Origin of the sequence: Rathayibacter sp. AY1A2 (assembly GCF_002930935.1) — a bacterium.
GTDB lineage: Bacteria > Actinomycetota > Actinomycetes > Actinomycetales > Microbacteriaceae > Rathayibacter.
In genome coordinates this window covers 33,663-57,274 of record NZ_PSTP01000020.1, presented here as the reverse complement: position 1 = coordinate 57,274, position 23,612 = coordinate 33,663, and the positions used below count along the sequence as shown (strand labels likewise).

Genomic DNA, 23,612 nt, shown 5'->3' with positions numbered 1-23,612 from the left:
CTCGAGGGGCTTCCGGGAGCGGAGGCGGGGTTCCCGTTCGGGGAGGGGATCCGGGTGTGGAAGGTCGCGGGGAAGGTGTTCGCGCTCGAGTCGGAGCGGTTCGGGCGGCCGGTCGTGAGCGTGAAGGCGCTGCCCGAGAACGTGGTGCACCTGGTCGCGGGGGTCGACGGGATCGAGCCCGGCTACCACCTGAACAAGAAGCACTGGGTCACCGTCGACGCCGGCGGGACCGTCGAGCCCGAGCTGGTGCTCGAGCTCATCGAGGAGTCGCACGCGATCGTGGTCGCGAACCTGCCGAAACGGCTCCGCCTCGCCCTCGACGGCACGGCGTCAGGATCGCTGAACGAGGACGTCTGACAGCGGCCGGGACGCGCAGGGCCCGGACGCGCAGATCCCGAACCGGCCGAGCCTGGACGCGCTGCGCCCGAGGCCCCGACGGAGCACCGGACGCCTGACGGTGCCCGCCTGCGCAGCGCCTGGACGCGCGGGTGCACAGGACCCGCGAGGGGGCTCCGACGCCTGACGGCGGCTGGACGCAGGACGCCCGGCGACGCACCACGTCCGGGGCGTGCGATGGCCCCGGATGCACGGAATCCCCCGCCGCAGCAGGGGATCCCGGAACGTCTCGCGCGGAGCGGCTACAGGCCGTAGGAGCGGAGGTACGCGGCGGTGTCGTGCCAGCCCTCGACGGCGAAGCACTCGACGCCCATCGCCTTGACGGGGTAGTCGTTGCCGTCGGGGTCGAGGCGGTCGCCGACGAAGATCATGTCGTCGAGAGGGATGCCCGTCAGCTCGGTGAGCTTGTTCATCCCGTACGCCTTGTCGATGCCCTTGCGGGTGATGTCGACCGACGTCGAGCCGCCGGAGCGGACCTCGAGGTCGGGGAGCACGGCCTGCACGGCCTCGCGGAGGGTGTTCTTCTTCTCGCCGTCCGGGTCCCAGGCCTGCTTGACCTCGACGGGCGCGGACTGGCCGAGGGCCGAGAAGGTGATCTGCGAGTCGCGGTCCTCGAGGATCGGGCCCCAGGTCTCGGACTCCCAGTAGCCGAGCTCCTTCGCCTTCTCCTCGACGGCGGCGAGCGCGCGCGACTTCTCGTCCTCGGTGAGGTTCTCGGCGTAGATCTGCGCCCAGTCGCCGTTCTCGTACCGATAGTACTGCGTGCCGCAGGTGGGCATGAGGTGCAGCTTCGCGAGCACCTCGGGGTCGGCGCCCTCGAGGCGGTCGAGCACCTGCATCCGGAACTGGCCGATCTGGCCGCCCGAGATGATGCACACCTCGGTGGCCTGGAGCAGCTTCACGAAGAGGTCGGCCATCGCCGGGTCGACGGGGGACTTCGAGGCGGCGAGGGTGTCGTCGAGGTCGAAGGCCATCAGGCGGGGCAGGGTGCTCATGGAACTCGTTTCACGGTCTGCGGACGGGGCGGTAACGAGGATACGGGGCGCCGCCGGAACGCGCGCGCGGTCGGCGCGAGCGGGCTCCGAGCGCAGACTGGGGGCATGACCGCCGCCACAGCGCCCGACGGAGGACGCCGCTCCGTTCCGCGCACTCTCGCCCGGATCCTCCTGGGCCTGGTGCTCGTCACGGCCGGCACGGCGCACCTGACGGTCGCGCGTCAGGCCTTCCAGGCGCAGGTCCCGCCGTGGCTGCCGGCCGACCCGGACCTGGTGGTCGTCGCGTCGGGCGTCGTCGAGATCGCGCTCGGGCTGGCGCTCGTCGTGCTCGTGCGGTGGCGCGTGATCGTGGGAGTCGTGGTGGCCGCGTTCTTCGTCGCGGTCTTCCCGGGGAACATCTCGCAGCTGGTGACGCGGACGCCGGCGTTCGGCCTCGAGACGGACGCGGCGCGCGCGGTGCGGCTCGTCTTCCAGCCCCTGCTGCTGGTCTGGGCGCTCTGGTCGACCGGGGCGTTCTCAGCCTGGCGGGCCCGCCGGTCGCGACGCCGCGGGGACTGAGCCGCCGGTCCGCGGCCCGATCGTCCCGCGATCCTCCGGAACGGCGAACGGCGGCCGGCGGGAGACCCCGCCGACCGCCGCCCGTGCCCTGCTCGGCTAGGCCGCGAGGCGGCGTCGCGCGACGACCAGCGCGAGACCCGACAGCAGCAGCACGAGGGCTCCGCCGATCAGGCCGGCCGCGTCGGCGCCGGTGTTCGCGAGCGAGCCCGGGCCGGAGCCTCCCGCGACGGGGGTCGCCGTGGTGGTGGGGTGCGGCGACGGAGCTGTGGTGGGCTGCTCCGTCGGGGTGCCGGGCTCGGTCGGCGCCGGGGTGACCGGGACCTCGGCGGCGGGCTCCGTCGTCAGCGACCAGTTGGGGTCGTAGAAGTCGGCCTGGTCGATCACACCGCGGGCGGTCGACCAGTCGATGAGGAGCTGGCGGATCTCGAGGCGCTCGTCGTAGACGAGCGGTGCCTGCGCGACGGCCGGGTAGGCGCCTCCGCCGCTCTGGCGGTAGTTGTTGACCGCCATCACGAAGCGCTCGTCGTCGGCGACGGGTGTGCCGTCGGCGTGGGCGAGACCGCGGATCCGCGAGCCGGCGGGCTGGGACACGTCGATCACGTAGTCCAGGCCCGAGATCGCGTCGTAGTTGTAGTCCGGGATGCCGTCGGGGCGGTCCTCGGTCGTCGCGTTGGTGCCGGTCTCGGGGTCGAACACGGCGCCCTCGGCGGTCTGCACGAAGTAGCGGGCCGAGAACTCGAGGTAGTCGCGCACCTCGGCTCCGGTCAGCTCCACTCCGCGAAGGGTGTTCTCGTAGATGTACAGGCTCGCGATGTCGCGGATGCTGACCTGCCCCTTCGGGAAGACGGCGGTGCGCGAGAACGGCGACGCCTGCGAGATCACCGGCACGTCGGCCCACTCGGTGCCCTCGAGAGCCGTCTCGACGGTCTCGGCCTGGACGGTGTTGATGAAGTCGATGATCGGGGTGTCCTCGTAGCGCGAGGTCGCGGCCGAGAGCTCCTCGACCGAGTCGGCGACGGGGGTGTTCACGTACTCGATCGTGGCGGCGTGCTGCTCGGCGAGGGCGTCGACCAGTGCGGGCGACTCCTCGGCGATGTCCTTCGCGTAGACGGGCTGCGTGACGGGCGCGTTCCCGGCCGACCAGTCGACCTCGAGGCCGCCCGCGGCGTCCGGCACCAGGTTCAGCGTGACCTCGGTGAGGCCCTGCGCCCAGAACTCGGGCTGGGTGACCAGCACCTGCTCGCCGGCGACGTTGGTGAACAGCGTCTGCGGCAGGTCCTTGTGGCTGTGGCCGGCGACGACCACGTCGATGCCGGGGACCTGCGTCGCGATGTTGTTGACGACGTCCTCGTTGAGATCGGCGGCGTCGTACTCGGCGTCGGGCACCGTGCCCTGGCCGGTGTGCGCGAGGACGACGACCACGTCCGCCTGCTCCTGCACGATCGGGACCCACTGCTTCGCGGCGGCGACCATGTCCTGGAACTCGAGGACGCCGTCGACGTACTGCTTGTCCCAGACGCGGACGCCGGGGGTGACGAGGCCGAGGACGCCGACGGTGACCGTCTTCCCGTCGATCTCGCGCTCGATCAGCGTGTAGGGGTCGTGGTACGGCTTGCCGGTGGCGACGTCGACGACGTTCGCGCCCAGCAGCGGGGCGTTCAGGTCGCCCTCGTACGCGCTGAGCATGTCGAGCCCGTAGTTGTACTCGTGGTTGCCGACGACCTGCGCGTCGTAGCCGATGGTGTTGAACGCGGTGGCCATCGGGTGCGTCGTCTCGCCGGAGAGGACGCCCGCGGCGCCGTCGCCGAGGCCGTAGTAGTAGGTGAGCGGCGTGCCCTGGATCGCGTCGCCGTTGTCCATGACGAGCACGGACTCCTCGCCCTTCTCGGCGCGGAGGCGGTCGACCTCGGTCGCGACGCGGGTGAGGCCGAGCGCACCGTCGGCCGGGTACGGCGCGTTCGCGAAGTAGTCCCAGTCGTAGACGTGCCCGTGCGTGTCGGTCGTCGACACCAGGGTGAGCTCGACGCCGTCGTCGAGAGGGGCGGCCGAGGCGATCGGAGCGGCGGTGGCGGCTCCGAGTGCGACGACGGCGAGGAGGCTTGCGGCGCGGAGTCTGCGCATCGTGGTCCTGTTCGCGTGATGAGTGGAGTGTGAACGTCCTCGAATCTATGCGCCGCGTGTGACCTGCGCATGACGGGATCGAGAGCATTGCTCGGCGATGCGTCCGCGGGACCGACGCGGAGCCGGGGGGAGTCCGCGGGGCCGGCCCGCGGCGAAAGAGTCCGCCGGGTCGACCCCGAGCGCAGGAGCCGTCCTCCGGCCCCTCCGCTAGAATCGAGCGGCTGGTCGCGCGGAGGCGGCACGACTGCCGCGCCGCACCCGCCCACCCCCGCCCCTCCCGTCGAGAAGGACACGCCATGCCAGCAATCGTCATCACCGGCGCCCAGTGGGGCGACGAGGGCAAGGGACGCGCCACCGACCTCCTCGGCAGCCGCGTCGACTACGTCGTGAAGTTCAACGGCGGCAACAACGCCGGGCACACGGTCGTGGTGGGCGACGAGAAGTACGCCCTGCACCTGCTCCCCTCCGGCATCCTCACCCCGGGCGTCGTCCCGGTCATCGCGAACGGCGTCGTCGTCGACATCGAGGTGCTGTTCCACGAGCTCGAGGCGCTGAGCGCGCGCGGGGTCGACGTGTCGAAGCTGCTCGTCAGCGCCAACGCACACGTCATCACCAGCTACCACCGCACCCTCGACAAGGTGACGGAGCGCTTCCTCGGCAAGCGCCAGATCGGCACCACCGGCCGCGGCATCGGCCCGGCGTATGCCGACAAGATCAACCGCGTCGGCATCCGCATCCAGGACCTCTTCGACGAGAACATCCTCCGCCAGAAGGTCGAGGGCGCCCTCGACCAGAAGAACCACCTGCTGGTGAAGGTCTACAACCGCCGCGCGATCCTGGTCGAGCAGGTGCTGGAGGACCTGCTGCAGTACACCGAGCGCCTCCGCCCGATGGTCGCCGACACGTCGCTGATCCTCTCGCAGGCGCTCGACGCCGGCAGGACGGTGCTGTTCGAGGCCGGCCAGGCCACGATGCTCGACGTCGACCACGGCACCTACCCGTTCGTCACCTCCTCCAACGCGACCTCGGGAGGAGCGGCCACCGGCTCCGGAGTCGCGCCGAACCGCATCGACCGCGTCATCGCGGTCATCAAGGCGTACACGACCCGTGTCGGCGCCGGCCCGTTCCCGACCGAGCTCTTCGACGAGTGGGGCGAGTACCTCCGCCGGCAGGGCTTCGAGTTCGGCACCACGACCGGCCGCCCGCGCCGCTGCGGCTGGTACGACGCCCCGATCGCCCGCTACTCGGCGCGGATCAACGGGGTCACCGACTTCGTCCTCACCAAGCTCGACGTGCTCTCGGGCCTCGAGACCATCCCCGTCTGCGTCGCCTACGACGTCGACGGCGTGCGCCACGACGAGGTCCCGGTCTCGCAGAGCGACTTCCACCACGCGAAGCCGATCTACGAGGAGTTCCCCGGCTGGCAGGAGGACATCTCCGGCTGCCGCGAGTTCTCGGACCTGCCGCAGACCGCGCAGGACTACGTGCGCGCGCTCGAGGCGATGAGCGGCGCCCGGTTCTCGGCGATCGGCGTCGGGCCGGAGCGCGAGCAGGTCGTCGTGCTGCACGACCTGCTCGACTAGAAGCGGCGAGGAGCCGGGCCGGGCAGCCCTCTCGGAGGCGGCCGACGTGTTCACAACCGAGGAAGAACGTCGGGGACCTCGCGGAGTGACGCGGATCCCGGGCCCTCTCGACGAACCCTTCCTCCGGTGTGGACACGCCCGCCGCCGAGCGCGCCGGATAATCGGCGCATGCAGATCTACGCCGACCTCCCGGCCGTCCGCGCGCGGCAGATCCTGGCCGACGCCCTCGCTCTCGGCGTGGCCGTCGTGGCGATCGCCGCGGGGATCGCGGTCGGCTCGCTGATCGCCGGCCTGGCCGAGATCGGCCAGCGGCTCGAGAGCGCCGGCAGCGGCTTCGGTTCGACCATGAGCGACGCCGGGACCACCCTCGGCGGCATCCCCCTGCTCGGCGACGCCGTGCGCGCGCCGTTCGACGAGGCGAGCGGGGCCGGCTCCGTGCTGGCCGCCGCCGGACGCGACCAGCAGCAGCTCGCGAGCGCCCTGGCCGTGGTCGCCGGGCTCGCCGTCGGGGGCCTCCCGCTCCTGCTCCTGGCCGTGCTCTGGCTCCGGCCCCGGCTCCGCTTCGCCCGCCGGACCGCCGAGCTGCGCGCCCTCGGCTCGACCGGCGGCGGAATCGAGCTGTTGGCCCTGCGCGCGCTCACTGAGGCGTCCCCCCGCGACATCCTCGCCGCGCACCCGGACGCCGCCGCGGGCTGGCGGACCGGCGACCCCGCCGTCACCGCCGCGCTGGCGGCCCTCGCCCTCCGCCGGGCGGGGCTCCGGCCCCGCTGACCCCGGAGGACCACCGCGGGTCCGCCGGAGGGATGATGCCGCGAGCCACTGCGGACGACGCCGGCGACAGGGGTGCCTCCGTAGCGTCGAGGACATGCAGAACCAGACCTCCTCCGTCGTGGCGCGCGTCGAGGGCGTGCGCAAGCTCTACGGCAGCACGCCGCCCGTCGTCGCCCTCGACGACGTCACGCTCTCGATCGAGCGGGGCGAGTTCACCGCGGTGATGGGCCCCAGCGGATCCGGCAAGTCGACGCTCATGCACGTCCTCGCCGGCCTCGACACCGCCTCCTCCGGCCGCGTGTTCCTCGGGGACGCCGAGATCACCTCGATGAGCGACGCCGAGCTGACCGTGCTCCGCCGCCGCAGCGTCGGCTTCGTCTTCCAGGCCTTCAACCTCGTCCCCACGCTCGACGTGCGCGGCAACATCCGCCTCCCGTTCGAGCTCGACGGCCGCTCCGTGACCGGCGACGAGGAGCAGTGGATCGCCCGGCTGATCGAGTCCCTCGGGCTCCGCGAGCGCCTCACGCACCGGCCCCATGAGCTCTCGGGCGGGCAGCAGCAGCGCGTGGCGATCGCCCGCGCCCTCGCCACCCGGCCGCAGCTGATCTTCGCCGACGAGCCCACCGGCAACCTGGACTCGCGCACCGGCCGCGAGGTCCTCAGCCTGCTCCGGGCCTCCACCCGCGAGTACGGCCAGTCGATCGCCATGGTCACCCACGACCCGATCGCGGCGGCCTACGCCGACCGCATCGTCTTCCTCCGCGACGGGGCCGTCGTCGACGACCGCCGCGGGATGAGCGCCGAGGAGATCTCGCGCGCGATGCTCACGATGGAGGGCGCGGCGTGAGCGGCGTGCGCACGGGCTCGAGCCAGGGCGGGGGCGCCATCGTCACCGTCGCCGCACTCGCCGCGGCGTTCGGCGCCGTGCTGGTGCAGGTCATCGCCGACATGGTCGCGGCCTTCGCGGCAGCGGGGATCGACGGCATCGGCCAGGTCGCCCTCATGCTCGGGATGGTCGGCGCCGTCTTCTTCGGCATCGCGGTGTTCGTGGGCGGGATCGTCACGGCCAACGCGGTCTCGACCGTCATCGCCGGGCGCACCCGCGAGATCGCCCTGCTGCGCCTGCTCGGCGCCTCCGGCCGGTCGCTGCGCAGCGGGATCGTCCGCACGGGCCTCCTGCAGGGGCTCCTCGGAGCGGCGATCGGCCTGGTCGCCGGCGTCGCTCTCGTGGCGCTCGCCGCGGAGCTCGCCATCCGGAGCGGCACCCTGCCCCGCTTCGACTACCCGCTCGTCTCGCCCGGCCTCGTGCTGCCGCTGATCGCCGTGGTCGCCTCGACGGTCATCGCCTCGTGGTCCGGATCGCGCCGCGTGCTCGCGGTCGCGCCGTCGCAGGCCGCCGGATCCTCCGCCGAGCCCCGCTACGAGGAGCTGCGCGGCCGCACCGCCCGCAACGTCACGGCGATCGTCTTCGTCGTGATCGGCGCGCTGCTGCTCGCCGCCGGCGTGGTCCTCGGGCTCGCCAACCCCGGCGGCGTCCTGCTCGGGCTCGTCGGAGGCATGGCGTCCTTCACCGGCGTGATCCTCGGGGCGCCCGTCCTGCTCCCTCCGCTCACGGCCCTCGTGGGCCGCGCCTTCGGCCGGGGCCCCGTCGCCCGACTGGCGTCCGCCAACGCCGTCCGCAATCCGGCGCGCAGCGCCCGCGCCGTCATCGGACTGGTCATCGGAGTGTCGCTGGTCACGATGTTCGCGGTCGCCGCCGCCACCTTCGGCACGATCATGGAGCGCTCGGGTGAGACGAACCCCGAGGTGATCGCGGCGTTCGAGCAGTTCATCCAGGTGAGCACCGCGGTGATGAGCGTCCTGCTCGGCTTCTCGGTCGTCCTGGCCGCCGTCGGCATGGTCAACACGCTGTCGCTCAGCGTGCTGCAGCGCCGGCGCGAGCTGGGCCTGCTCCGCGCGCTCGGCTTCACCGGCTCGCAGGTGCGGTCGATGGTGGTGCTCGAGGCTGCGCAGATGATCATCGCTGCCGCGGTGCTCGGCATCGTGCTCGGGATCGTCTACGGCTGGTGCGGCGCGATCTCGGTGTTCGGCTCGCTGCCGGGCATCGGACTGATCCCGCCGACCGTCCCGGTGCCGATCCTGGTGGCGGTGCTCGTGGTGGGCGTCGTGATCACGGTCGTCTCGGCCGTGCTGCCCGCCCGCCGCGCCACGAAGGTGTCGCCGGTCGCCGCTCTCACGGTGGCCTGAGGACCGGCACCACGTAGAACCCGCGGCCGGAGGATCGGCGCCCTCACCACGGAGGACCCGGTGCCCCGAGGGCCGGCGCCGCGCAGAACCCGCAGCCGGAGGGCCGGCGCCCTCACACCACCGAGAACCCCGCGGCGAGGGGCTCCCGCCCGCTCAGCGCGAGCAGGAGCTCCTCGCCGCGTCCGGCTCGAGCGGCCAGCCCGCCGGTCAGCGCGCAGCACGCCTCGACGGCCTCGCCGGGCAGCACGTGCGGGATCCCGGTGGCCCGCGAGAGGTCGAGCGTGTGCACGACCAGCTCGAGCAGCCGGGTCCGGAGGTACTCGTCCAGCTCGATCGCGTGGCCGCCCACGGCGACGAGGCGGCCGGGACGCTGGGCGGCGACCAGCTCGACCGCGCGGCCCGCCGCCTCCGCCAGCGCCTGAGCCGGTCTGTCGCCGAGCAGCAGCCCCGCCTCGACCCCGCGCCGCGCCACCGCCGCGGGGTCGGCGACGTTCCCGGCCAGCGCGGCGTAGTAGTCGAGCGCGTCCTCGATGGTCGGCTCGGGCGGCTCCGGAGCGAGGAGGTACGCCTCGACTGTCAGCACCGCTCGCGACGCGTGGCCCGCGAGGCCGCGGACGTCCCAGACACCGAGCCCCGGCTGCTCCCACTGGTCCTCCCGCACCTGCGCGAGCAGGCCGATGAGGGCGGCGGCGGCGGACTCGAACAGCGCGGCGGTGCTCATGGAGCCATGCTGGCACGGTGCCCCACACTGATCGCATGAGCAGTCCCCGCCCCCCCGGTCCCGTCACGCTCGTCGGCCGCTCGATCGTCCTCGAGCCGCTCGCCGCCGAGCACGTCGAGCCGCTCGGGCGGGCGATCGGGCGTCCGGAGGTGTTCGCCGGCGGCTACGGAGGAGGACCCGCCGGCCTCCCCGGCACCCCGGAGGAGTTCCGCGCCTTCGTCGACCGCTACTACCCCTGGGGCACGGGCCTGCCGTTCGCCGTGCTGCAGGAGGGGCGCGTCGTCGGCACGACCTCGCTGGCCGACTTCGACGAGACGCGCGAGGCGGCCCACCTCGGCTGGACGGCCTACGCGCCCGAGACGTGGGGCACCGTCGTGAACCCGGAGGCGAAGCGGCTGGTGCTCGGGCTCGCCTTCGACAGCGGCTACGAGCGGGTGAAGCTCCAGGCGGATGCGATGAACGTGCGCTCGCGGGCCGCGATCCTCCGCCTCGGCGCCGTGTTCGAGGGGGTGCTCCGCCACGACCAGCGCCGGGCCGACGGCTCGTGGCGCGACACGGCCGTCCACTCGATCCTCGCGGCCGAGTGGCCGGCCGTCCGCGACGCGCTCGACCGCCGGATCGACGCGGCGCTAGCGCTCCCCGCCTCGACCGCGCAACCGCTGACCGGGCGGCCGCCCGAGGAGTAGGAAGGAGGCATGCAACGCATCCACTACGCCGGCAGCTCCGTGCTGACGGGTACCGCCATCGCGCGGTCGCTGCTGGCCTACGCGGAGGCGCTGGCGCTCACCAAGGGGTCGATCACGGTCGACATCCCGATCCGCCAGGAGTCCGGCCGGCCCGGACGGGCGGCGCTGCTGATCGGACCGGCGAGCCAGCTGTTCTCGGAGTCCGAGGACGACGGAGCCGAGGAGCTGCTCGACGAGGAGCTCGTCGAGCGCTTCACCCGCGAGACGGCCCGCCTGGGCGTCTCGCACCCCGTGGCCGAGGAGGACGGCGGCGCCGGGCCCCTCTCCGCCGTCGACACCGAGATCCCGCACTTCCACGGCGAGGACGACTCCTGGTGAGCATCCGGGGCGCCGGTAGGATCGACACTCACGACTCCGCCCAACCCTTCGCGGACGGGCGACTTCCCGAACGGAGAACCGCCTGATGGGGCGACTGATCTACGACTCGACCCTCGAGGCCGACTTCGACGACCGTCTGCTGGCGCACCTGCAGATCGTGATCGGCTCGAAGCTCGCGCGGAACGAGTCCTTCTACTTCTCGTGGAAGGACTCGCAGGCGGTCGGCGACGGACGCACCTCGATCTGGCTGCACCCCGCCATCCCGTTGCGCTTCAAGTACCACGGCGGCCGTGCCCCGAACATCAACCCGGACTGGATCCGACAGCTGCTCGCCGACTCGCACACGGCGCACGGGCTGCGGATCAGCGAGGAGCCCCACGGGACCGCCCGTCAGAGCGAGGAGAGCATGCTGTGAAGCGCGTCGAGATCATCTACGGCGGAGCGCCGTTCAGCCTGAGCGAGACGTCGGCCGCGGAGGTGCGCGAGAGCATCGACCGCGCCCTGGACGGCTCCGCGTCGCGCTGGATCACGGTGAACCAGGGCGAGGGCGAGCCCCGCGAGACCTCGATCCTGATCACGCCGGGAGTGGCGTTCTCGGTCGCCGACGTCGCGCACTGAGGTCGACGCCGCGGTCACGGTGATCGCCGCCGCTCACGCCGCCGGCCCGGGCCGGGGCGCTCGCACCGCCGGCCCGCCTCGGAACGACTGCCGTCCTCAGCGCACCCGCCCCGCTCAGCCCGCCAGCACGCGCGGGAACTCCCCCGTGATCTCGCTCGCGAGGTACCCGGCCGGGCCGATCCGTGCGGAGAGGCGCGTGTCAGCCTCCGTGTGCAGGAACGCGCCCCAGGCGGCCGCGCCCATCGGGTCGACGCCGCGCCCGCGCAGGCCCGCCGTCGCTCCGGCGAGCACGTCGCCGCTGCCCGCGGTGGCCAGCCCGGGGTGCTCGCCCTCGATCCGAACCGCGGCGCCGTCGGGCGAGGCGATCGTGTTGAACAGGCTCACCACCGCGCCGTAGCGCTCGGCGACCGCGAGGGCGGCCCGCTCGACGTCGTCGACCTCCTCGCCGAGGAGCCGGGACGCCTCCTCCGAGTTCGGGGTCAGCAGGAGCCGGCCCGCGAGCCTCCGCGCGAGACGGCGCTGCCCGGGCAGGACCCCGAGCGGGAAGGCGTCGAGGTGCACGGCCGGCACATCGTCGAGGAGCGGAGCGAGGGCACGGAGGGTCGCGGCGGTCGCGCGCGGGTCGTCCAGGCCGGGTCCGATCAGGGCGACGTCGGCGGAGGAGAGCTCGCCGGCCAGGACGTCGAGCCCGCGGCCCGAGACGGAGCCGGTGCGCGTCTCCGCGAGGGGGACCACTCCGCACTCCGGCAGCGCGACCGCGGTGGCCGACGCGACCGACTCGGCGACGCAGAGCGTGATGCGCCCCGCGCCGGTCCGCAGCGCGGCGATCCCCGCGAGGATCGCGGCGCCGGGCGTCTTGCGGGCGCCGCCGACGACGACCACGTCGCCGCGGGAGTGCTTCGAGCCTCCGGGCTCCGGGAGGGGCCAGCGCTGCTCGAGCAGGGCGCGGGAGACGAGGTCACTCATGAGGGTCTCCTTCTCCGGCCGCGCGGTCGTCGTGCCGGGTGACGGGTGCGCCGGAGCGCTCGAGGTGGGACGTGCGGTTGAAGAGCTCGAGGCGCCACGCGTCGCCGTCGCGGACGAGACGGGTGACGGAGCCGTTGGCGACGGGCGTCGAGGCGCCGATGTCGAGCAGCTCGTGCTCGGAGAGGCCCTCGAGGACGTAGCGGAGGACGAGGACGACCGCGTCGTGGCAGAAGAGGATCGCCGGCCCAGGAGGCGCGGCGACGGCGAGGTGGTCGACGAAGGCGCGGACGCGGAGCGCGAGGTCCGTCCAGGCCTCGCCTCCCGGCGGCCGGTAGTAGAACTTGCCGAGCCACTCGCGCCGCGCCGCCTCCTCGGGCATCCGGGCCCGCACGCCGGCGGAGGTGAGGCGGTCGGTGACGCCGAGGTCGCGGTCGCGCAGGCGCTCGTCGGGGCGCAGCCGCAGGTCGATGCCGGCCTCGCCGAGGGCGAGGCGGGCGGTCGCGAAGGCGCGGCGGTAGGGCGACGTCCAGGCGGAGGCGGGCCGCGCCTCCTCGGCCAGCCAGCGGCCGAGCGCGCGCGCCTGCTCCTCGCCGGCGGGGGAGAGCTCGACGTCGGGGTCGCGGCGGTCGACGGCGATCTCGTGCGCCCCCGAGGCCTCGGCGGCGCTCGCCGCGATGTTGGCGAGGCTCTCGCCGTGACGGACGAGGAGGAGCTCGGTCGGGCCGGTGGAGGAGGCGGGCATGGCTCCACGCTCCGCCTCGCGGGCCGGAGGCGCCAGGGGGTCCGCCGCGGCGACGCGGGTTGCTACGGAGTCGTCAGGGGTTCCGCCGCCGTCAGGGCGCCTCTCCGTCGGCGCGCTCCTCCGCAGAGACCGCCGTGACGACCGCGGTGAGCGTCTCGGGGTCGCTCAGGATGCGGAAGTGCCCGCCGGTCTCGATCCGGACGTTGACCGCGCCCTCGAGCATGCTCCCCTCGGGGATGTGCGGATCGAAGAGGCCGAACACGGAGGTGATCCGCGCGTTCGCTCCGGAGCGGCTCGACAGCAGCAGGGTCGTGGCGTCGCGCGGCGAGAAGGCGCGCAGGCTCCGGAGGACCAGGTAGGGCGCGTAGCGGGAGCCGCCGAACGGAGTCGCCACGGCGACCATCCGGTCGACCCGGCCGTCCGGGTCGAGCTCGGTCATCACGTACTTGCCGATCAGTCCGCCCTTGCTGTGGGCGACGATCACCACGTCGCGGAGCCCGTGCTCGGCGAGGTAGGCGGCCACGTCCTCCGCGGTCCGGGCGACCGGGCGGCCGTTGCGGCCGAGGCTCGTCAGCACGTGGAGAGGGTGCCCGCGCTCGTGCAGCGGATCGATGATCGGGCGGAGGAAGGACCAGGTCTCCCAGATCCCCGGCAGGACCACGACGGGCCGCCGGTCGCCGTCGAGGTAGACGTCCGGGGCACGGCGCGAGAGGACGCCGCGCACCTGCCAGGCGACGGCGTAGGCGTAGTCGCGGATCCACCAGACGGCGTCGCGGACCAGGCGTCGGAGCCGGCTCATGCGGCCGGCTCCGACCGGAGGGGGAGCGGGGCGGCGGGCCTCTCGCCGAGCGCGGCGGCGAAGCGGAGGATCTCGCGGGCGAGCGCTCCGGGCTCGGTGCGGGGGACGACGTGGCGCGAGCCGGCGAACTCGACGAGCCGCCCCTCGCGCGCGCGGGCCGTGAGCCGCTCGCACCAGTCCCGGGTGGCGATCGGATCGTCGCGGCCGCGGGCGACGAGGATCGGCACCTCCAGCTCGGCGACGCGCACCTGGACCGGATGCCGCAGCATCTCGGGCAGCTGGCGCAGGTACCAGCGCAGGCCGCCGCGCAGGTAGTCGGCCAGCAGGATCGCGTCGACGCCCACCGGCTCGCCGAGGCAGTCCCGCAGCAGCGCGAGCCCCTGGCGGACCGCTCCGGGCCGCTGCGGATCCACCACCGGCCCGATGAGCACCGCGCCGTCGACCAGGCCGGGCGCGCGCAGCCCCAGCTCGACCGCCACCTGCGAACCCATCGAGTGCCCGACGACGACCGCGCGCGAGACGCCCAGTCCGCGGAGGACCTGCTCGACCTGCCGCGCGTGGTCCTCGAGGCCGATCCTCCGCCGCGGTCGCGCGTTCGCGCCGAAGCCGGCGAGGTCGACGCCGATCACCCGGCCGTGCCGCTTCAGGCGGGCGGCGAGCGGCGAGAAGGTGTGGTGCGACATCCCGATCCCGTGGATCAGGACGAACACCGCGCCCGCTCCGGCCGGACCGGTGTCGACCGTCCGCAGCGTGACGCCCTCGACCTCGTGTCGCACGGGGAGGACGCGGCGGGGCGGTGTCGGCAGCATCGTCCCAGGCTAGGGATCGGCGGCCGGCCGCGCGGGGGGATGCGCCCGCTCCCGCCGTGGTCTAGGCCGCATCCACCCTGGGGAGGAGCATTCACCCCGCCGGCCGCCGGCGGTCCCCGCCGAGCGTCCCGTCGTGCCCGCTGTCAAGCGGCTCCTCCGCGGCGGCGCCCCTGCCTAGCCTCGGAGGAGGGGGTCGGCGTGCGCCGCTCCCGGAGGGATGACGCCATGCGGATCGCGATCGTCGGGGCGACCGGCAACCTGGGGACGGCGCTGCTGCGGCGCCTGCACGGCGAAGCCGGGGTGGAGGAGATCGTGGGCATCGCCCGCCGGGCCCCTCGGCTCCGCTCGGAGGAGTACCGCGACGTGCGCTGGGTCGAGATCGACCTCGCGTCGAGCGTCGCCCCGCGGCGGCTCCGCGAGGCCTTCGCCGGCGTCGACGCCGTCGTGCACCTCGCCTGGGCGCTGCAGCCCAGCCACGACGAGCCGTTCCAGCGGCTGGTCGACGTCGGAGGCACCGCGGCCGTGCTCGAGGCGGTCGCCGCCGCGGGAGTCGGCCAGGTCGCCGTCGCCTCGTCCGTGGGTGCCTACAGCGCGGCGCCGAAGTCGATCCGGGTCACCGAGGACTGGCCCACGGGCGGCCTGCACACCTCGACCTACAGCCGCCACAAGGCCGCGAACGAGCGGCAGCTCGACGCCTTCGAGGAGCGGCACCCCGAGATCGTCGTCACACGCCTGCGCCCGGGGCTCGTCTTCCAGCGCGGAGCCGCGACGGAGATCGCCGGGCTCTTCGCCGGTCCCCACTACCCGACGCGGTGGCTGAAGGCGGTCCGGATCCCGGTCCTGCCGCTGCCGCGGAGCATCGTCTTCCAGGGCGTGCACGCCGACGACGTGGCCGACGCCTTCTGGCGCGCGCTCGACCGGCGCGCCGGCGGGGCCTTCAACATCGCGGCCGAGCCGGTCCTCACTCCGGAGCGGCTGGCGCACGCCTTCGGCGCCCGCCTGGTCACGGTGCCGTTCGGGCTGCTCCGCTCCGTCGTCACCGCGACCTGGTACCTGCGCCTGCAGCGCACCGACGCGGGCTGGCTCGACATCGCGGGCAACGTCCCGGTGATGTCGACCGAGCGCGCCCGCGCCGAGCTCGGCTGGGCGCCGACCCGCACGGCGGAGGAGGCGCTCGCCGAGCTCGTGGCCGGCCTGGCCGACCGCTCGACCGTCCCGGGCTCGCCCCCGCTCCGGGGCTGATCCGGCCGGGAGTCGATCAGAGGCGAGCCCTCGCGGTCAGTCGGCGACGCGGATGAGCACCTTTCCCGTCGCGCCCTGCTCGACCGCGTCGTGGGCGGCCGCGGTCTCCTCGAGCGGGAACCAGGTCAGCGGGAGGCCCGCCTCCTCGCCCACCGGGAGCGCGCCGTCGGCGAGCGCCGCGGTGATGTCCTCGGCCGCGGCCTGCAGCGCCTCTTCGCCCACCGTGTAGAGCAGCAGGCCCTGCCACCGGGCGTTCTTCGCGAAGCTCGCGACGATCGGCACGGTGAACTCGTCGCCGTTGTTGTTCGCGTAGTACCCGATGCTGCCGTGGTTGGCGAGCACCTCGACGTCGAGCGCGGCGTTCTGAGCCGGTGCGACCTCGACCACGTGCTGGACGCCCTGGGGGGCGAGGTCGCGGATCCGGTCGGCGAGCGCGTCGTCCGGGTACTGCAGCACGTGCTGCGCACCGGCTGCGCGGGCGAGCCGCTCCTTGGAGTCGCTGCTCACCGTCGCGATGACGGTCGCCCCGGCCCAGACCGCGAGCTGGATCGCGGCGTGCCCGACGGCTCCGGCACCGCCCTGGACCAGGACGGTGCGGCCGGCGAGGGCGCCGGGGGCGAGGCGGGAGGGGCCGTGCTCGTGCACGGTGAGGGCGCGGTGGGCGGTCATCGCGGGGACGCCGAGGCTCGCGGCGACGTCGATGCCGACGCCCTCGGGCAGGCGCACGACGTGCTCAGCGGCGAGCACCGCCGACTCCTGCGCGGTGCCGGTGGGGCGGCGGTGCGCGGAGAGGTACATCCAGACCCGGTCGCCGACGGCCAGGCCCTCGACGCCCTCGCCGACCGCCTCGACGACACCGGCGCCGTCCTGGTTCGGCACGACCTCGTCGAACGCGAGGTCGCCGTCGGCGCGCGCCTTCCAGTCGGTCGGATTCACGCCCGACGCCAGGACGCGGACGCGGACCTCGCCGGCGCCCGGCGCCCGCTCCTCCCGGTCGACGAGGGAGAGGACGGAGGAGTCACCGGTGCGGGAGTAGACGATCGAACGCATACGGAGGGCAAGGAGCGCGGGCGGCGGTGTATTCCCGGCGGCACGATGAAGGGCGGCGGGCCCGGAGGCCCACCGCCCTGTCAGCGCCGACGGATCAGTGCTGCACGTCCTCCTGGACGGCGTGCTTGGCCTCGCGGGCCGAGTCCTTCACGTCGTCGGTGGCGGAGGTGCCCGCCTCCTTGACGTTCTGCGCGGCGTCGGCCGCGGTCTCCTTGACGGAGGCGAAGGCCTGCTGCGCGGGCTCGCGGAGCTCGCTCGCCGCCTCCTTGGCCGCGTCGGTCACCTTGTCGACGACCGGCTGGGCCTGCTCCCTGACGCGGCTCGCCGCCTCCTTCTCCTTGCTGGAGGCGGGGATGAGCGAGGCGACGAGGAGTCCGGCGCCGAGGGCGATGAGCCCCACGGCGAACGGGTTGCCCTCGGCCTTGGCCTTCGCCGAGCCCGCACCGCTCGAGAGCGAGTCGGAGGCGTCGTGCGCCGAGCCCATCACCCGGTCGCGGACGGAGCCCACGGCCGACTTGACCTTGTCGGTCTGACGCTGCGCGATGGCGGACGGGCTGACCTTCTCGGCCAGCGCGTCGACGTCTCCGCCGAGCTCGAGTCGCGTGCGCTCGATGTCCGCCCGGATCTCCTCGGGTGTCTTGTTCTGTCCTGCGTCGTACGTCATCGTCCTGCCCCGTTCGGCTTGAGGGTGTCGGGAATCTTCTTGAGGGAGTCGACCGTCTCGGGAGCGCCGTCGACCTGCTTCAGGCTCTTGCGGCCCACCGCGTAGAGGATCGCGGCCACGATCGCCCAGATGACGGCCACGACCACTCCGGACCAGCCGTTGCCGATCAGAGTGCCCAGGCCCCACCAGAGGGCGATCGAGAGGAAGAGCACGGCCATCAGCGCGGCGTAGCCCGCCCCGCCGAGGAGGCCCGCTCCCTTGCCCGCCTTGCCGGCGGACTCCTTGAGCTCGGCCTTGGCGAGGGCCATCTCCTGGCGGATCAGCGTGGAGAGGTCGCGCGAGACCTCGCCGAGCAGATCGCCCAGAGACGTCGACCCGGCCCGCTGGTCGGGCGTCTCCGTCGAGCGGTGGACGCCCGTCGGGTCGGTCACAGCCGGCCGCCGTTCGGGAAGCCGCCGTCGAGCGGGTCGGCGACGGGCTCGGTCGGCGCGTAGTCGCGCTCGAGGGAGCTCGAGCCGACGGTGCCGTAGGCGGACGCGACGGGCGCGTCGTACGCGGAGGCGTCGGAGTACGCGGTGGTCGAGGCGGGGGCGTCGAACTCGGGCCCGTCGGTGCGGGTGCTCGTCGCCTCCTTCTCGTCCTTCGCCTCGGCGGTCAGGGCGCGGATGAGGCGCCCGCCGACGAGTCCCGTCGCCGCGGCGATGAGGATGAAGGCACCCGGGCGGCGGCGGGCGAACGCGCGGACGTCGTCGAGGAGCTCGGACGGGTCGCGGTTCTCGAGCCACGAGGCCACACCCTGCACGCGGGTGGCCGCCTGGGAGACGAGCTTCGCCGCGGCGTTGTCGCTGCCGCCCTCGCCGTTGGCCAGCGCGGTCAGGTCGTCGCTGAAGGCGCGGGCGCCCTTGGCGGCGTTCTCCTTCTGGGCGTGGGCCTGCTCGGTGAGCTGGGTGCGGCTCTGGTCGTAGAGGTCCTTGACCTGGACCTTGGCCTCCTGGACCACGTTGGCGGCCTCGTCCTTGCCGGTCGAGAGCACTTCGCTCGCGGCCTGCTTGGCGTCGCCGGCGACGGCGCCGGCCTGGTCCTTGGCGGTGCCCGCGGCGGCGCTCGCCTTCTCCTTCGCGGAGTCGGCCGTGCTGCCCGAGGAGGAGCCGGAGGAGGTGTCCGTGGAGGCGACGTGCGCCCCGCTGTCGATGGGGGTCTCGGTCGCGCCGAAGTTCGCGGCGCCGTCTCCGAACGGAGGTGAAGCGGGATCGATGTTCGACATCGTCTGTCCCTTCCAGGATCGAGTGGGGAATGAATGCGTGCCGGCGTCGCCAGTCTGTTCGGGCCCTCGAGTACCGGGAAGGGCATAGCGGCTGACCCCCCGATGGGGCTACCATCCCGCGCCCACGAGGGCGGGGCCCGAGAGCCCGTGGATCGACTGCTCCGCCACCGCGTCAAGCCCCTTCTGACCCGCGAACAGGGCTCCCTACCGTCGAGAGGACAGACATCGGACGTCCGCACCCGGATCCGCCCGGCTACCCCGCAAAGGCAACCAGTCATGTTCTTCCACCGTCAGGAACTCCAATTCACGTCCACGCCCTCGAAGCCCGACGCGGTCTTCGCCCGCCGCTTCCAGGAGGTGCTCGGCGGCCAGTACGGCGAGATCACCGTGGCGATGCAGTACGGCTTCCAGGCCTGGAACGCCCACGACCCGGGCAAGTACCGGGACCTGCTCTTCGGCATCGGCGCCGAGGAGTTCGGCCACGTCGAGATGATCGCCGTGATGATCGCCCAGCTGCTCGAGAAGGCCCCGGTCGAGCAGTCCGAGGACGCGATGAAGAAGGACCCCGTGCTCGCGGCGGTCATCGGCGGCTCCGACGTGCAGCACGCCATCGTGGCCGGCGCCGGCGCGCGCCCCGACGACAGCATGGGCAACCCGTGGCAGGGCTCCTACATCACCGCCAGCGGCAACCTGCTGGCCGACTTCACCGCCAATGCGAACGCGGAGATGCAGGGCCGGCTCCAGGTCGCCCGGCTCTACCACATGACCGACGACCACGGCGTGCGCGACCTCCTGTCGTTCCTCCTGGCCCGCGACACCATGCACCAGAACCAGTGGATCGCGGCGGCCGCCGAGCTGCGCGCGGAGGGCCGGGAGGACCTGCCCGTGCCCTCGAACTTCCCGATCTCGAAGGAGGAGCGCTCCGTGTCGTACGAGTACATCAACTTCTCGGACGGAGCGGCGGCCTCCGAGGGCAGCTGGGCCTCGGGCCCGACCCCGGACGGCAAGGGAGAGTTCAGCTACCGTGTCGCGGAGCCCGGCGGCAACGTCCCGATGCCCCCGCCCACGCAGCCGGACGAGCGCCTCTACGGCACCGACCCGAAGCCGAACATCGTCGAGAAGGCAGTGGGGGCCGTCAAGGACGCGGTGACGGGCAAGTGAGCGCCGCACGGGTCCTCGGGGCGCTCGGCGCCTCCGCCCTGACGATCGGCCTGCTGGCCGGCTGCACCGGCGACGCCCAGACGCCGTACCAGTCGGGGAGCGCGGTGCCCACCAGCGCCGACGACGGATCGTCGCAGACGCCCACGAACGCGCCCTCGCAGTCCGCTCCGTCCGAGTCCGCCACCCCGGCGACCTGATCCCGCGCCCTCGACCGGCCGGCACCGGTCGAGGGCGCGAATCATCGCAGTCCAGCGGGCGCCCGGGCAAGCCCCTTCCCGCTCCCAGGAAGCGGGCAGTTCCCGGTCCTACGGTCGTGCCAACGATCAGCGAAGGAGGCACCACCATGGGGCTCGATGACAAGATCAAGAACGCCGCTCAGGACATCGCCGGCAAGGCGAAGGAAGCCCTGGGCGACCACAAGAACGACGACAGCCTGAAGGCCGAAGGCCAGAAGGACCAGGCCGCGGCCTCGGCCAAGAAGGCCGGCGAGGACGTCAAGGACGTCTTCAAGTAGGTCTCGGCAGTACCGCGAAGGCGGCGCTCCCCTCGGGGGGCGCCGCCTTCGCTGTTCCCCGGCTAGGGGTGCAGGACGACCTTGATGCAGCCGTCCTCCTTCTTCTGGAAGGTCTCGTAGAGGGCCGGAGCGTCCTCGAGCGGCGCCCGGTGGGTCACGAGGTCCATCACGCCGAGCGGATCGGAGGCGTCCTCCACCAGCGGCAGCAGATCGTCGATCCAGCGCTTCACGTTGCACTGGCCCATCCGCACCGTCACCTGCTTGTCGAACATCGACTTCAGCGGCATCGGGTCGGCCTCTCCGCCGTAGACCCCGCTCAGCGAGACGGTGCCGCCGCGGCGCACCAGGTCGAGGGACGCGTGGACCGCGGCGAGGCGGTCGACGCCGACCGTGTCCATCGCCTTGCGGGCGATCGGGTCGGGCAGGAGCCCCGCCATCGACTGCGCGAACGAGCCGACCGGCGAGCCGTGCGCCTCCATGCCGACCGCGTCGACGACGGAGTCGGGGCCGCGCCCGTCCGTGAGGTCGCGCAGCTGGGCGGCGATGTCGTCGGACAGGTCGAACGTCTCGACGCCGTACCGCTCGGCCATCGCGCGCCGCTCGGCGACGGGCTCCACGGCGAGGACGCGGTAGCCGCGGTGGGCGCCGATCCGCGCCGCGAACTGGCCGACCGGGCCGAGTCCGAAGACGACCAGGGTCCCGCCGTCGGGCACCTGCGCGTACTCCACGCCCTGCCACGCGGTGGGCACGATGTCGCTGAGGAAGAGGTAGCGCTCGTCCGGCAGGTGCGTGCCGACGACGATCGTGTTGTAGTCGGCCAGCGGCACGCGGAGCAGTTCGGCCTGCCCTCCGGGGACCTGGCCGTACATCTTCGTGTAGCCGAAGAGCGCCGCCCCCGAGCCGTACTCGGTGACCTGCGTCGTCTCGCACTGCGACTGCAGCCCTCGGCGGCACATGAAGCACTCGCCGCAGGCGATGGTGAAGGGCACGACGACGCGGTCGCCGGGCTTCAGGGTGGTGACTCCGGAGCCCACCTCCTCGACGACGCCCATCGGCTCGTGGCCGAGCACGTCCCCGCGGTCGATGTAGGGCCCGAGGAGGCGGTAGAGGTGCAGGTCGGAGCCGCAGATCGCGGTCGAGGTGATCCGGACGATCGCGTCGGTCGGCTGCTGGATGCGGGGGTCGGGGACGGTCTCGACCGAGACCTTCTCGATGCCCTGCCAGGTGAGTGCTCGCATGCTCGTGTCCGTTCTCCGGCTCGCGCCGGTCGGGGTCGGTGTCCCTCCACCGCACACCCGGAGGGCGCCGAGGGGGAGGGGCTTGACGCTCCCCGGAGCGTTCCCGAGGGGGATTCCCGGGAGAACGCACGGACGTGCATCCCGCGTTCACCCGACTCACGGCGGCCGAGTGGTGGGATGGGGGGATGGATGCTCTCTACACCGCCATCGCCCACGCCTCCGGTGGAGGACGCGACGGCCACGTCCGCACCGAGGACGACCGTCTCGACCTCGACACCCGCGCCCCGCAGGAGCTCGGCGGCTCCGGCGAGGGGACCAACCCCGAGCAGCTGTTCGCGGCCGGCTACTCCGCCTGCTTCCTCAGCGCCCTGCACGGAGCCGGTCGCCAGCTGAAGATCGACACGACCGACGCGGCCGTCTCGGCCAGCGTCTCGATCGGGAAGAACGACTCCGACGGCTTCGGCCTCTCGGTCGAGCTCGACGTCTACGTGCCGAAGGCGAGCTCCGAGGACGCGCAGAAGGTGGCCGATGCGGCGCACCAGCTCTGCCCGTACTCCAACGCCACCCGCGGCAACATCCCCGTGCAGATCAACCTGGTCGACTGACCGAGCCCTCTCGACGGCCCCTCCCGGACTCCGGGCAGGGGCCGTCGTCGTGTCCGGGGGCGGTCCGTTAGGGTCGGGGCATGACCGAGGAGCTGTCGCACGAGGAGCTGTCGCACGAGGAGCCGTCGCACGAGGAGTCCCTGGCGCGGGCCGAGCTCGTGCAGATCCGTCAGAGCATCGACAACATCGACGCGGCGCTGATCCACCTTCTCGCCGAGCGCTTCAAGTTCACGCAGAAGGTCGGCCGGCTGAAGGCCGCGCACGGGCTGCCCGCCGCGGACCTCGAGCGCGAGGCGCGCCAGATCGCGCGGCTGCGGGCGCTCGCCGAGGAGTCGCACCTCGACCCGGCGTTCGCCGAGAAGTTCCTCGGGTTCATCGTCGCCGAGGTCATCCACCACCACCAGCGCATCGCCGACGGCGCCGAGGACTGAGCCTCAGCCCTCGATCCGCAGCAGCCCCGCCGTGCGCTCGCGCAGCACGCCGAGCAGCAGCGGGTAGTCGGGGAAGAGCTGGTCGCGCCGCAGCGTCGGCACCCGCAGCCCGAGGGGGATCTCCGTGACGCGGCCGTTCGTCTCGGTGAGGGTCAGGCGGAGGCTCCGGCTCCCCGTCGGGCTCGAGGCGACGACCGAGCGCAGGGCCTCGAGCGGGAAGATCAGCCCGTCGATCTGGATGGCCGACTCCGACACCACGATCGAGCCCGGCAGTCCGGGCCGCAGCGCCAGCCGCGCCGCGACCAGCCCGAGCGGGAGGGAGAGCGCCACGACGACCGCCCCCAGCGCGATCTGCGCGCGGTCGCCCGACGGGGATCCCGCGAGGGCGACGGCCAGGACGCCGGCGGCGAACGCCTCCGTGGCGACGACGACCAGGGCGACCGCCCGGCGCTGGAGCGGAGCGCGGTGCGGCCGGAAGCGGACGGCCGAGGCGGGCCCGGCCAGAGCGGGCGGCAGGGCGTCGCGGACGCGGGCGGCGGCGCCGAGGTCGGCGAGCAGGGCGGCGAGGTCCTCCGGGCGGAAGTGGCCGCAGCGGACCTCGACTCCGTCTCCGCGGCACCAGGCGACGAAGCCGTCGCCGTCGGCGGACTCGAGGAAGCGGACCGACCGGCGGGGCCACTGCTCGCGGCGGCGGCGGCCGCGCATCAGCACGACCTGCGTCTCGGTCGTCATCACGCGGGTGGGGGAGACGACGAAGAGCGAGACCGCCGAGGCCAGTCCGATGACGACGGTGAGGGCGAGGAGGCCGAGCGCGAGCACCGACTCGTCGAGGACGCCGCGGCGGTCCGCGAGGACGGCGAACGGGATGAGCACGGCCGCGAGGCCGGCGCCGAGGAGCCGCAGGAGGAGGGCGCGGAGGCGTCGCAGGACCGATGGGCCGTACACCCGTCGCGTCCGGATCGCCATCGGTTCCGACTCCATCGCGTCAGGCTAGCCCCGGCCGGGGCCGGTCGCCCGGAGAGGCGCGGCGGTGGCGCGATCCTCGCGCCACCC

General features: G+C 73.4%; 29 protein-coding genes. 16 read left to right on the top strand and 13 right to left on the bottom strand.

The features are described 5' to 3' along the window. On the top strand, positions 1-357 hold a 357-nt coding region (locus tag C5B93_RS14245), incomplete at its 5' end, for an MmcQ/YjbR family DNA-binding protein (RefSeq protein WP_104292754.1). Positions 358-638: 281 nt separating this feature from the next. Here the strand turns inward: C5B93_RS14245 and C5B93_RS14240 are convergent. Then, entirely contained in the window at positions 639-1,391 is a 753-nt protein-coding gene (locus C5B93_RS14240; protein ID WP_104222786.1) for an HAD-IIB family hydrolase, read from the bottom strand. Positions 1,392-1,496: 105 nt separating this feature from the next. On the opposite strand from C5B93_RS14240, the gene C5B93_RS14235 reads away from it, so the two are divergent. Continuing rightward, positions 1,497-1,949 carry a DoxX family membrane protein gene (locus C5B93_RS14235; RefSeq protein ID WP_104292751.1) on the top strand — a complete coding sequence of 151 codons (453 nt, stop codon included), beginning with the start codon at positions 1,497-1,499 and terminating at the stop codon, positions 1,947-1,949. A gap of 96 nt (positions 1,950-2,045) precedes the next feature. On the opposite strand, the gene C5B93_RS14230 is transcribed toward C5B93_RS14235, so the two are convergent. After that, the gene (locus C5B93_RS14230; RefSeq protein ID WP_104292750.1) at positions 2,046-4,070 is read right to left on the bottom strand and encodes a bifunctional UDP-sugar hydrolase/5'-nucleotidase; all 2,025 of its coding nucleotides are present in this window, start codon (positions 4,068-4,070) and stop codon (positions 2,046-2,048) included. Positions 4,071-4,366: 296 nt separating this feature from the next. Here C5B93_RS14230 and C5B93_RS14225 point away from each other — a divergent pair, with 296 nt between their 5' ends. The 4 genes from C5B93_RS14225 to C5B93_RS14210 all read left to right on the top strand — a co-directional run bounded on the left by C5B93_RS14225 (position 4,367) and on the right by C5B93_RS14210 (position 8,671). Next, positions 4,367-5,653: an adenylosuccinate synthase gene (locus C5B93_RS14225; RefSeq protein ID WP_104234282.1), complete on the top strand. Its 1,287-nt coding sequence runs from the start codon at positions 4,367-4,369 to the stop codon at positions 5,651-5,653. Between the two features lie 168 nt (positions 5,654-5,821). Further along, positions 5,822-6,424, top strand: a complete 603-nt coding sequence (locus C5B93_RS14220) for a hypothetical protein (RefSeq protein WP_104292749.1) — start codon at positions 5,822-5,824, stop codon at positions 6,422-6,424. A 94-nt stretch (positions 6,425-6,518) separates the two neighbouring features. Further along, positions 6,519-7,271 carry an ABC transporter ATP-binding protein gene (locus C5B93_RS14215; protein WP_104222781.1) on the top strand — a complete coding sequence of 251 codons (753 nt, stop codon included), beginning with the start codon at positions 6,519-6,521 and terminating at the stop codon, positions 7,269-7,271. Then, positions 7,268-8,671 (top strand): FtsX-like permease family protein, encoded by a 1,404-nt coding sequence (locus C5B93_RS14210; protein ID WP_104292748.1) that lies wholly within the window; start codon positions 7,268-7,270, stop codon positions 8,669-8,671. The genes C5B93_RS14215 and C5B93_RS14210 overlap by 4 nt, the downstream gene beginning before the upstream one ends. A gap of 112 nt (positions 8,672-8,783) precedes the next feature. On the opposite strand, the gene C5B93_RS14205 is transcribed toward C5B93_RS14210, so the two are convergent. Beyond that, on the bottom strand, positions 8,784-9,392 hold the full coding sequence (locus C5B93_RS14205) for a maleylpyruvate isomerase N-terminal domain-containing protein (RefSeq protein ID WP_104292747.1): 609 nt from the start codon (positions 9,390-9,392) through the stop codon (positions 8,784-8,786). 35 nt (positions 9,393-9,427) lie between these two features. Between C5B93_RS14205 and C5B93_RS14200 the strand changes: the two genes are divergently transcribed. From C5B93_RS14200 to C5B93_RS14185, 4 genes are all read left to right on the top strand, one after another. Next, positions 9,428-10,078: a GNAT family N-acetyltransferase gene (locus C5B93_RS14200; protein ID WP_104292746.1), complete on the top strand. Its 651-nt coding sequence runs from the start codon at positions 9,428-9,430 to the stop codon at positions 10,076-10,078. Positions 10,079-10,087: 9 nt separating this feature from the next. Continuing rightward, entirely contained in the window at positions 10,088-10,456 is a 369-nt protein-coding gene (locus tag C5B93_RS14195) for a hypothetical protein (RefSeq protein ID WP_104292745.1), read from the top strand. 85 nt (positions 10,457-10,541) lie between these two features. Then, positions 10,542-10,871, top strand: a complete 330-nt coding sequence (locus tag C5B93_RS14190) for an ATP-dependent DNA ligase (RefSeq protein ID WP_104222776.1) — start codon at positions 10,542-10,544, stop codon at positions 10,869-10,871. Then, positions 10,868-11,074: a hypothetical protein gene (locus tag C5B93_RS14185; protein ID WP_104222775.1), complete on the top strand. Its 207-nt coding sequence runs from the start codon at positions 10,868-10,870 to the stop codon at positions 11,072-11,074. Before C5B93_RS14190 ends, C5B93_RS14185 begins: the two co-directional genes overlap by 4 nt. Positions 11,075-11,188: 114 nt before the next feature. Here the strand turns inward: C5B93_RS14185 and C5B93_RS14180 are convergent, their stop codons facing one another. The 4 genes from C5B93_RS14180 to C5B93_RS14165 all read right to left on the bottom strand — a co-directional run bounded on the left by C5B93_RS14180 (position 11,189) and on the right by C5B93_RS14165 (position 14,390). Next, positions 11,189-12,040, bottom strand: a complete 852-nt coding sequence (locus tag C5B93_RS14180) for an NAD(P)H-hydrate dehydratase (RefSeq protein WP_104292744.1) — start codon at positions 12,038-12,040, stop codon at positions 11,189-11,191. Next, positions 12,033-12,782 carry a histidine phosphatase family protein gene (locus C5B93_RS14175; protein ID WP_104292743.1) on the bottom strand — a complete coding sequence of 250 codons (750 nt, stop codon included), beginning with the start codon at positions 12,780-12,782 and terminating at the stop codon, positions 12,033-12,035. The genes C5B93_RS14180 and C5B93_RS14175 overlap by 8 nt, the downstream gene beginning before the upstream one ends. A gap of 91 nt (positions 12,783-12,873) precedes the next feature. Next, on the bottom strand, positions 12,874-13,581 hold the full coding sequence (locus tag C5B93_RS14170; RefSeq protein ID WP_104292742.1) for a triacylglycerol lipase: 708 nt from the start codon (positions 13,579-13,581) through the stop codon (positions 12,874-12,876). After that, complete coding sequence (locus C5B93_RS14165) at positions 13,578-14,390, bottom strand: alpha/beta fold hydrolase (RefSeq protein WP_104292741.1); 813 nt, start codon at positions 14,388-14,390, stop codon at positions 13,578-13,580. Before C5B93_RS14165 ends, C5B93_RS14170 begins: the two co-directional genes overlap by 4 nt. 225 nt (positions 14,391-14,615) lie before the next feature. On the opposite strand from C5B93_RS14165, the gene C5B93_RS14160 reads away from it, so the two are divergent. Continuing rightward, the gene (locus C5B93_RS14160) at positions 14,616-15,632 is read left to right on the top strand and encodes an NAD-dependent epimerase/dehydratase family protein (protein ID WP_104292740.1); all 1,017 of its coding nucleotides are present in this window, start codon (positions 14,616-14,618) and stop codon (positions 15,630-15,632) included. Between the two features lie 36 nt (positions 15,633-15,668). On the opposite strand, the gene C5B93_RS14155 is transcribed toward C5B93_RS14160, so the two are convergent. From C5B93_RS14155 to C5B93_RS17725, 4 genes are all read right to left on the bottom strand, one after another. Further along, complete coding sequence (locus tag C5B93_RS14155; RefSeq protein ID WP_104292739.1) at positions 15,669-16,682, bottom strand: NADPH:quinone reductase; 1,014 nt, start codon at positions 16,680-16,682, stop codon at positions 15,669-15,671. A gap of 94 nt (positions 16,683-16,776) precedes the next feature. Then, complete coding sequence (locus tag C5B93_RS14150) at positions 16,777-17,346, bottom strand: DUF3618 domain-containing protein (protein ID WP_104292738.1); 570 nt, start codon at positions 17,344-17,346, stop codon at positions 16,777-16,779. Then, entirely contained in the window at positions 17,343-17,777 is a 435-nt protein-coding gene (locus C5B93_RS17730; protein ID WP_104222767.1) for a phage holin family protein, read from the bottom strand. Before C5B93_RS17730 ends, C5B93_RS14150 begins: the two co-directional genes overlap by 4 nt. Beyond that, positions 17,774-18,610, bottom strand: coding sequence for a hypothetical protein (locus C5B93_RS17725; protein ID WP_104261171.1), 837 nt, complete (start codon positions 18,608-18,610; stop codon positions 17,774-17,776). The genes C5B93_RS17730 and C5B93_RS17725 overlap by 4 nt, the downstream gene beginning before the upstream one ends. A 276-nt stretch (positions 18,611-18,886) precedes the next feature. Between C5B93_RS17725 and C5B93_RS14135 the strand changes: the two genes are divergently transcribed. From C5B93_RS14135 to C5B93_RS14125, 3 genes are all read left to right on the top strand, one after another. Continuing rightward, positions 18,887-19,771, top strand: coding sequence for a manganese catalase family protein (locus tag C5B93_RS14135; protein WP_104292737.1), 885 nt, complete (start codon positions 18,887-18,889; stop codon positions 19,769-19,771). After that, entirely contained in the window at positions 19,768-19,968 is a 201-nt protein-coding gene (locus C5B93_RS14130) for a hypothetical protein (protein ID WP_104222764.1), read from the top strand. Before C5B93_RS14135 ends, C5B93_RS14130 begins: the two co-directional genes overlap by 4 nt. Before the next feature lie 146 nt (positions 19,969-20,114). Beyond that, positions 20,115-20,285: a CsbD family protein gene (locus C5B93_RS14125; RefSeq protein ID WP_104222763.1), complete on the top strand. Its 171-nt coding sequence runs from the start codon at positions 20,115-20,117 to the stop codon at positions 20,283-20,285. 62 nt (positions 20,286-20,347) lie between these two features. Here the strand turns inward: C5B93_RS14125 and C5B93_RS14120 are convergent, their stop codons facing one another. Beyond that, on the bottom strand, positions 20,348-21,523 hold the full coding sequence (locus C5B93_RS14120; protein WP_104292736.1) for a zinc-dependent alcohol dehydrogenase: 1,176 nt from the start codon (positions 21,521-21,523) through the stop codon (positions 20,348-20,350). A 185-nt stretch (positions 21,524-21,708) separates the two neighbouring features. Between C5B93_RS14120 and C5B93_RS14115 the strand changes: the two genes are divergently transcribed. Both C5B93_RS14115 and C5B93_RS14110 read left to right on the top strand, forming a co-directional pair. Continuing rightward, complete coding sequence (locus tag C5B93_RS14115) at positions 21,709-22,128, top strand: organic hydroperoxide resistance protein (protein WP_104222761.1); 420 nt, start codon at positions 21,709-21,711, stop codon at positions 22,126-22,128. 80 nt (positions 22,129-22,208) lie between these two features. After that, positions 22,209-22,559 (top strand): chorismate mutase, encoded by a 351-nt coding sequence (locus tag C5B93_RS14110; RefSeq protein WP_104292735.1) that lies wholly within the window; start codon positions 22,209-22,211, stop codon positions 22,557-22,559. A 3-nt stretch (positions 22,560-22,562) separates the two neighbouring features. Here C5B93_RS14110 and C5B93_RS14105 read toward each other — a convergent pair whose 3' ends face one another. Then, positions 22,563-23,540 carry a hypothetical protein gene (locus tag C5B93_RS14105; protein ID WP_146078498.1) on the bottom strand — a complete coding sequence of 326 codons (978 nt, stop codon included), beginning with the start codon at positions 23,538-23,540 and terminating at the stop codon, positions 22,563-22,565. Positions 23,541-23,612 lie beyond the last annotated feature (72 nt).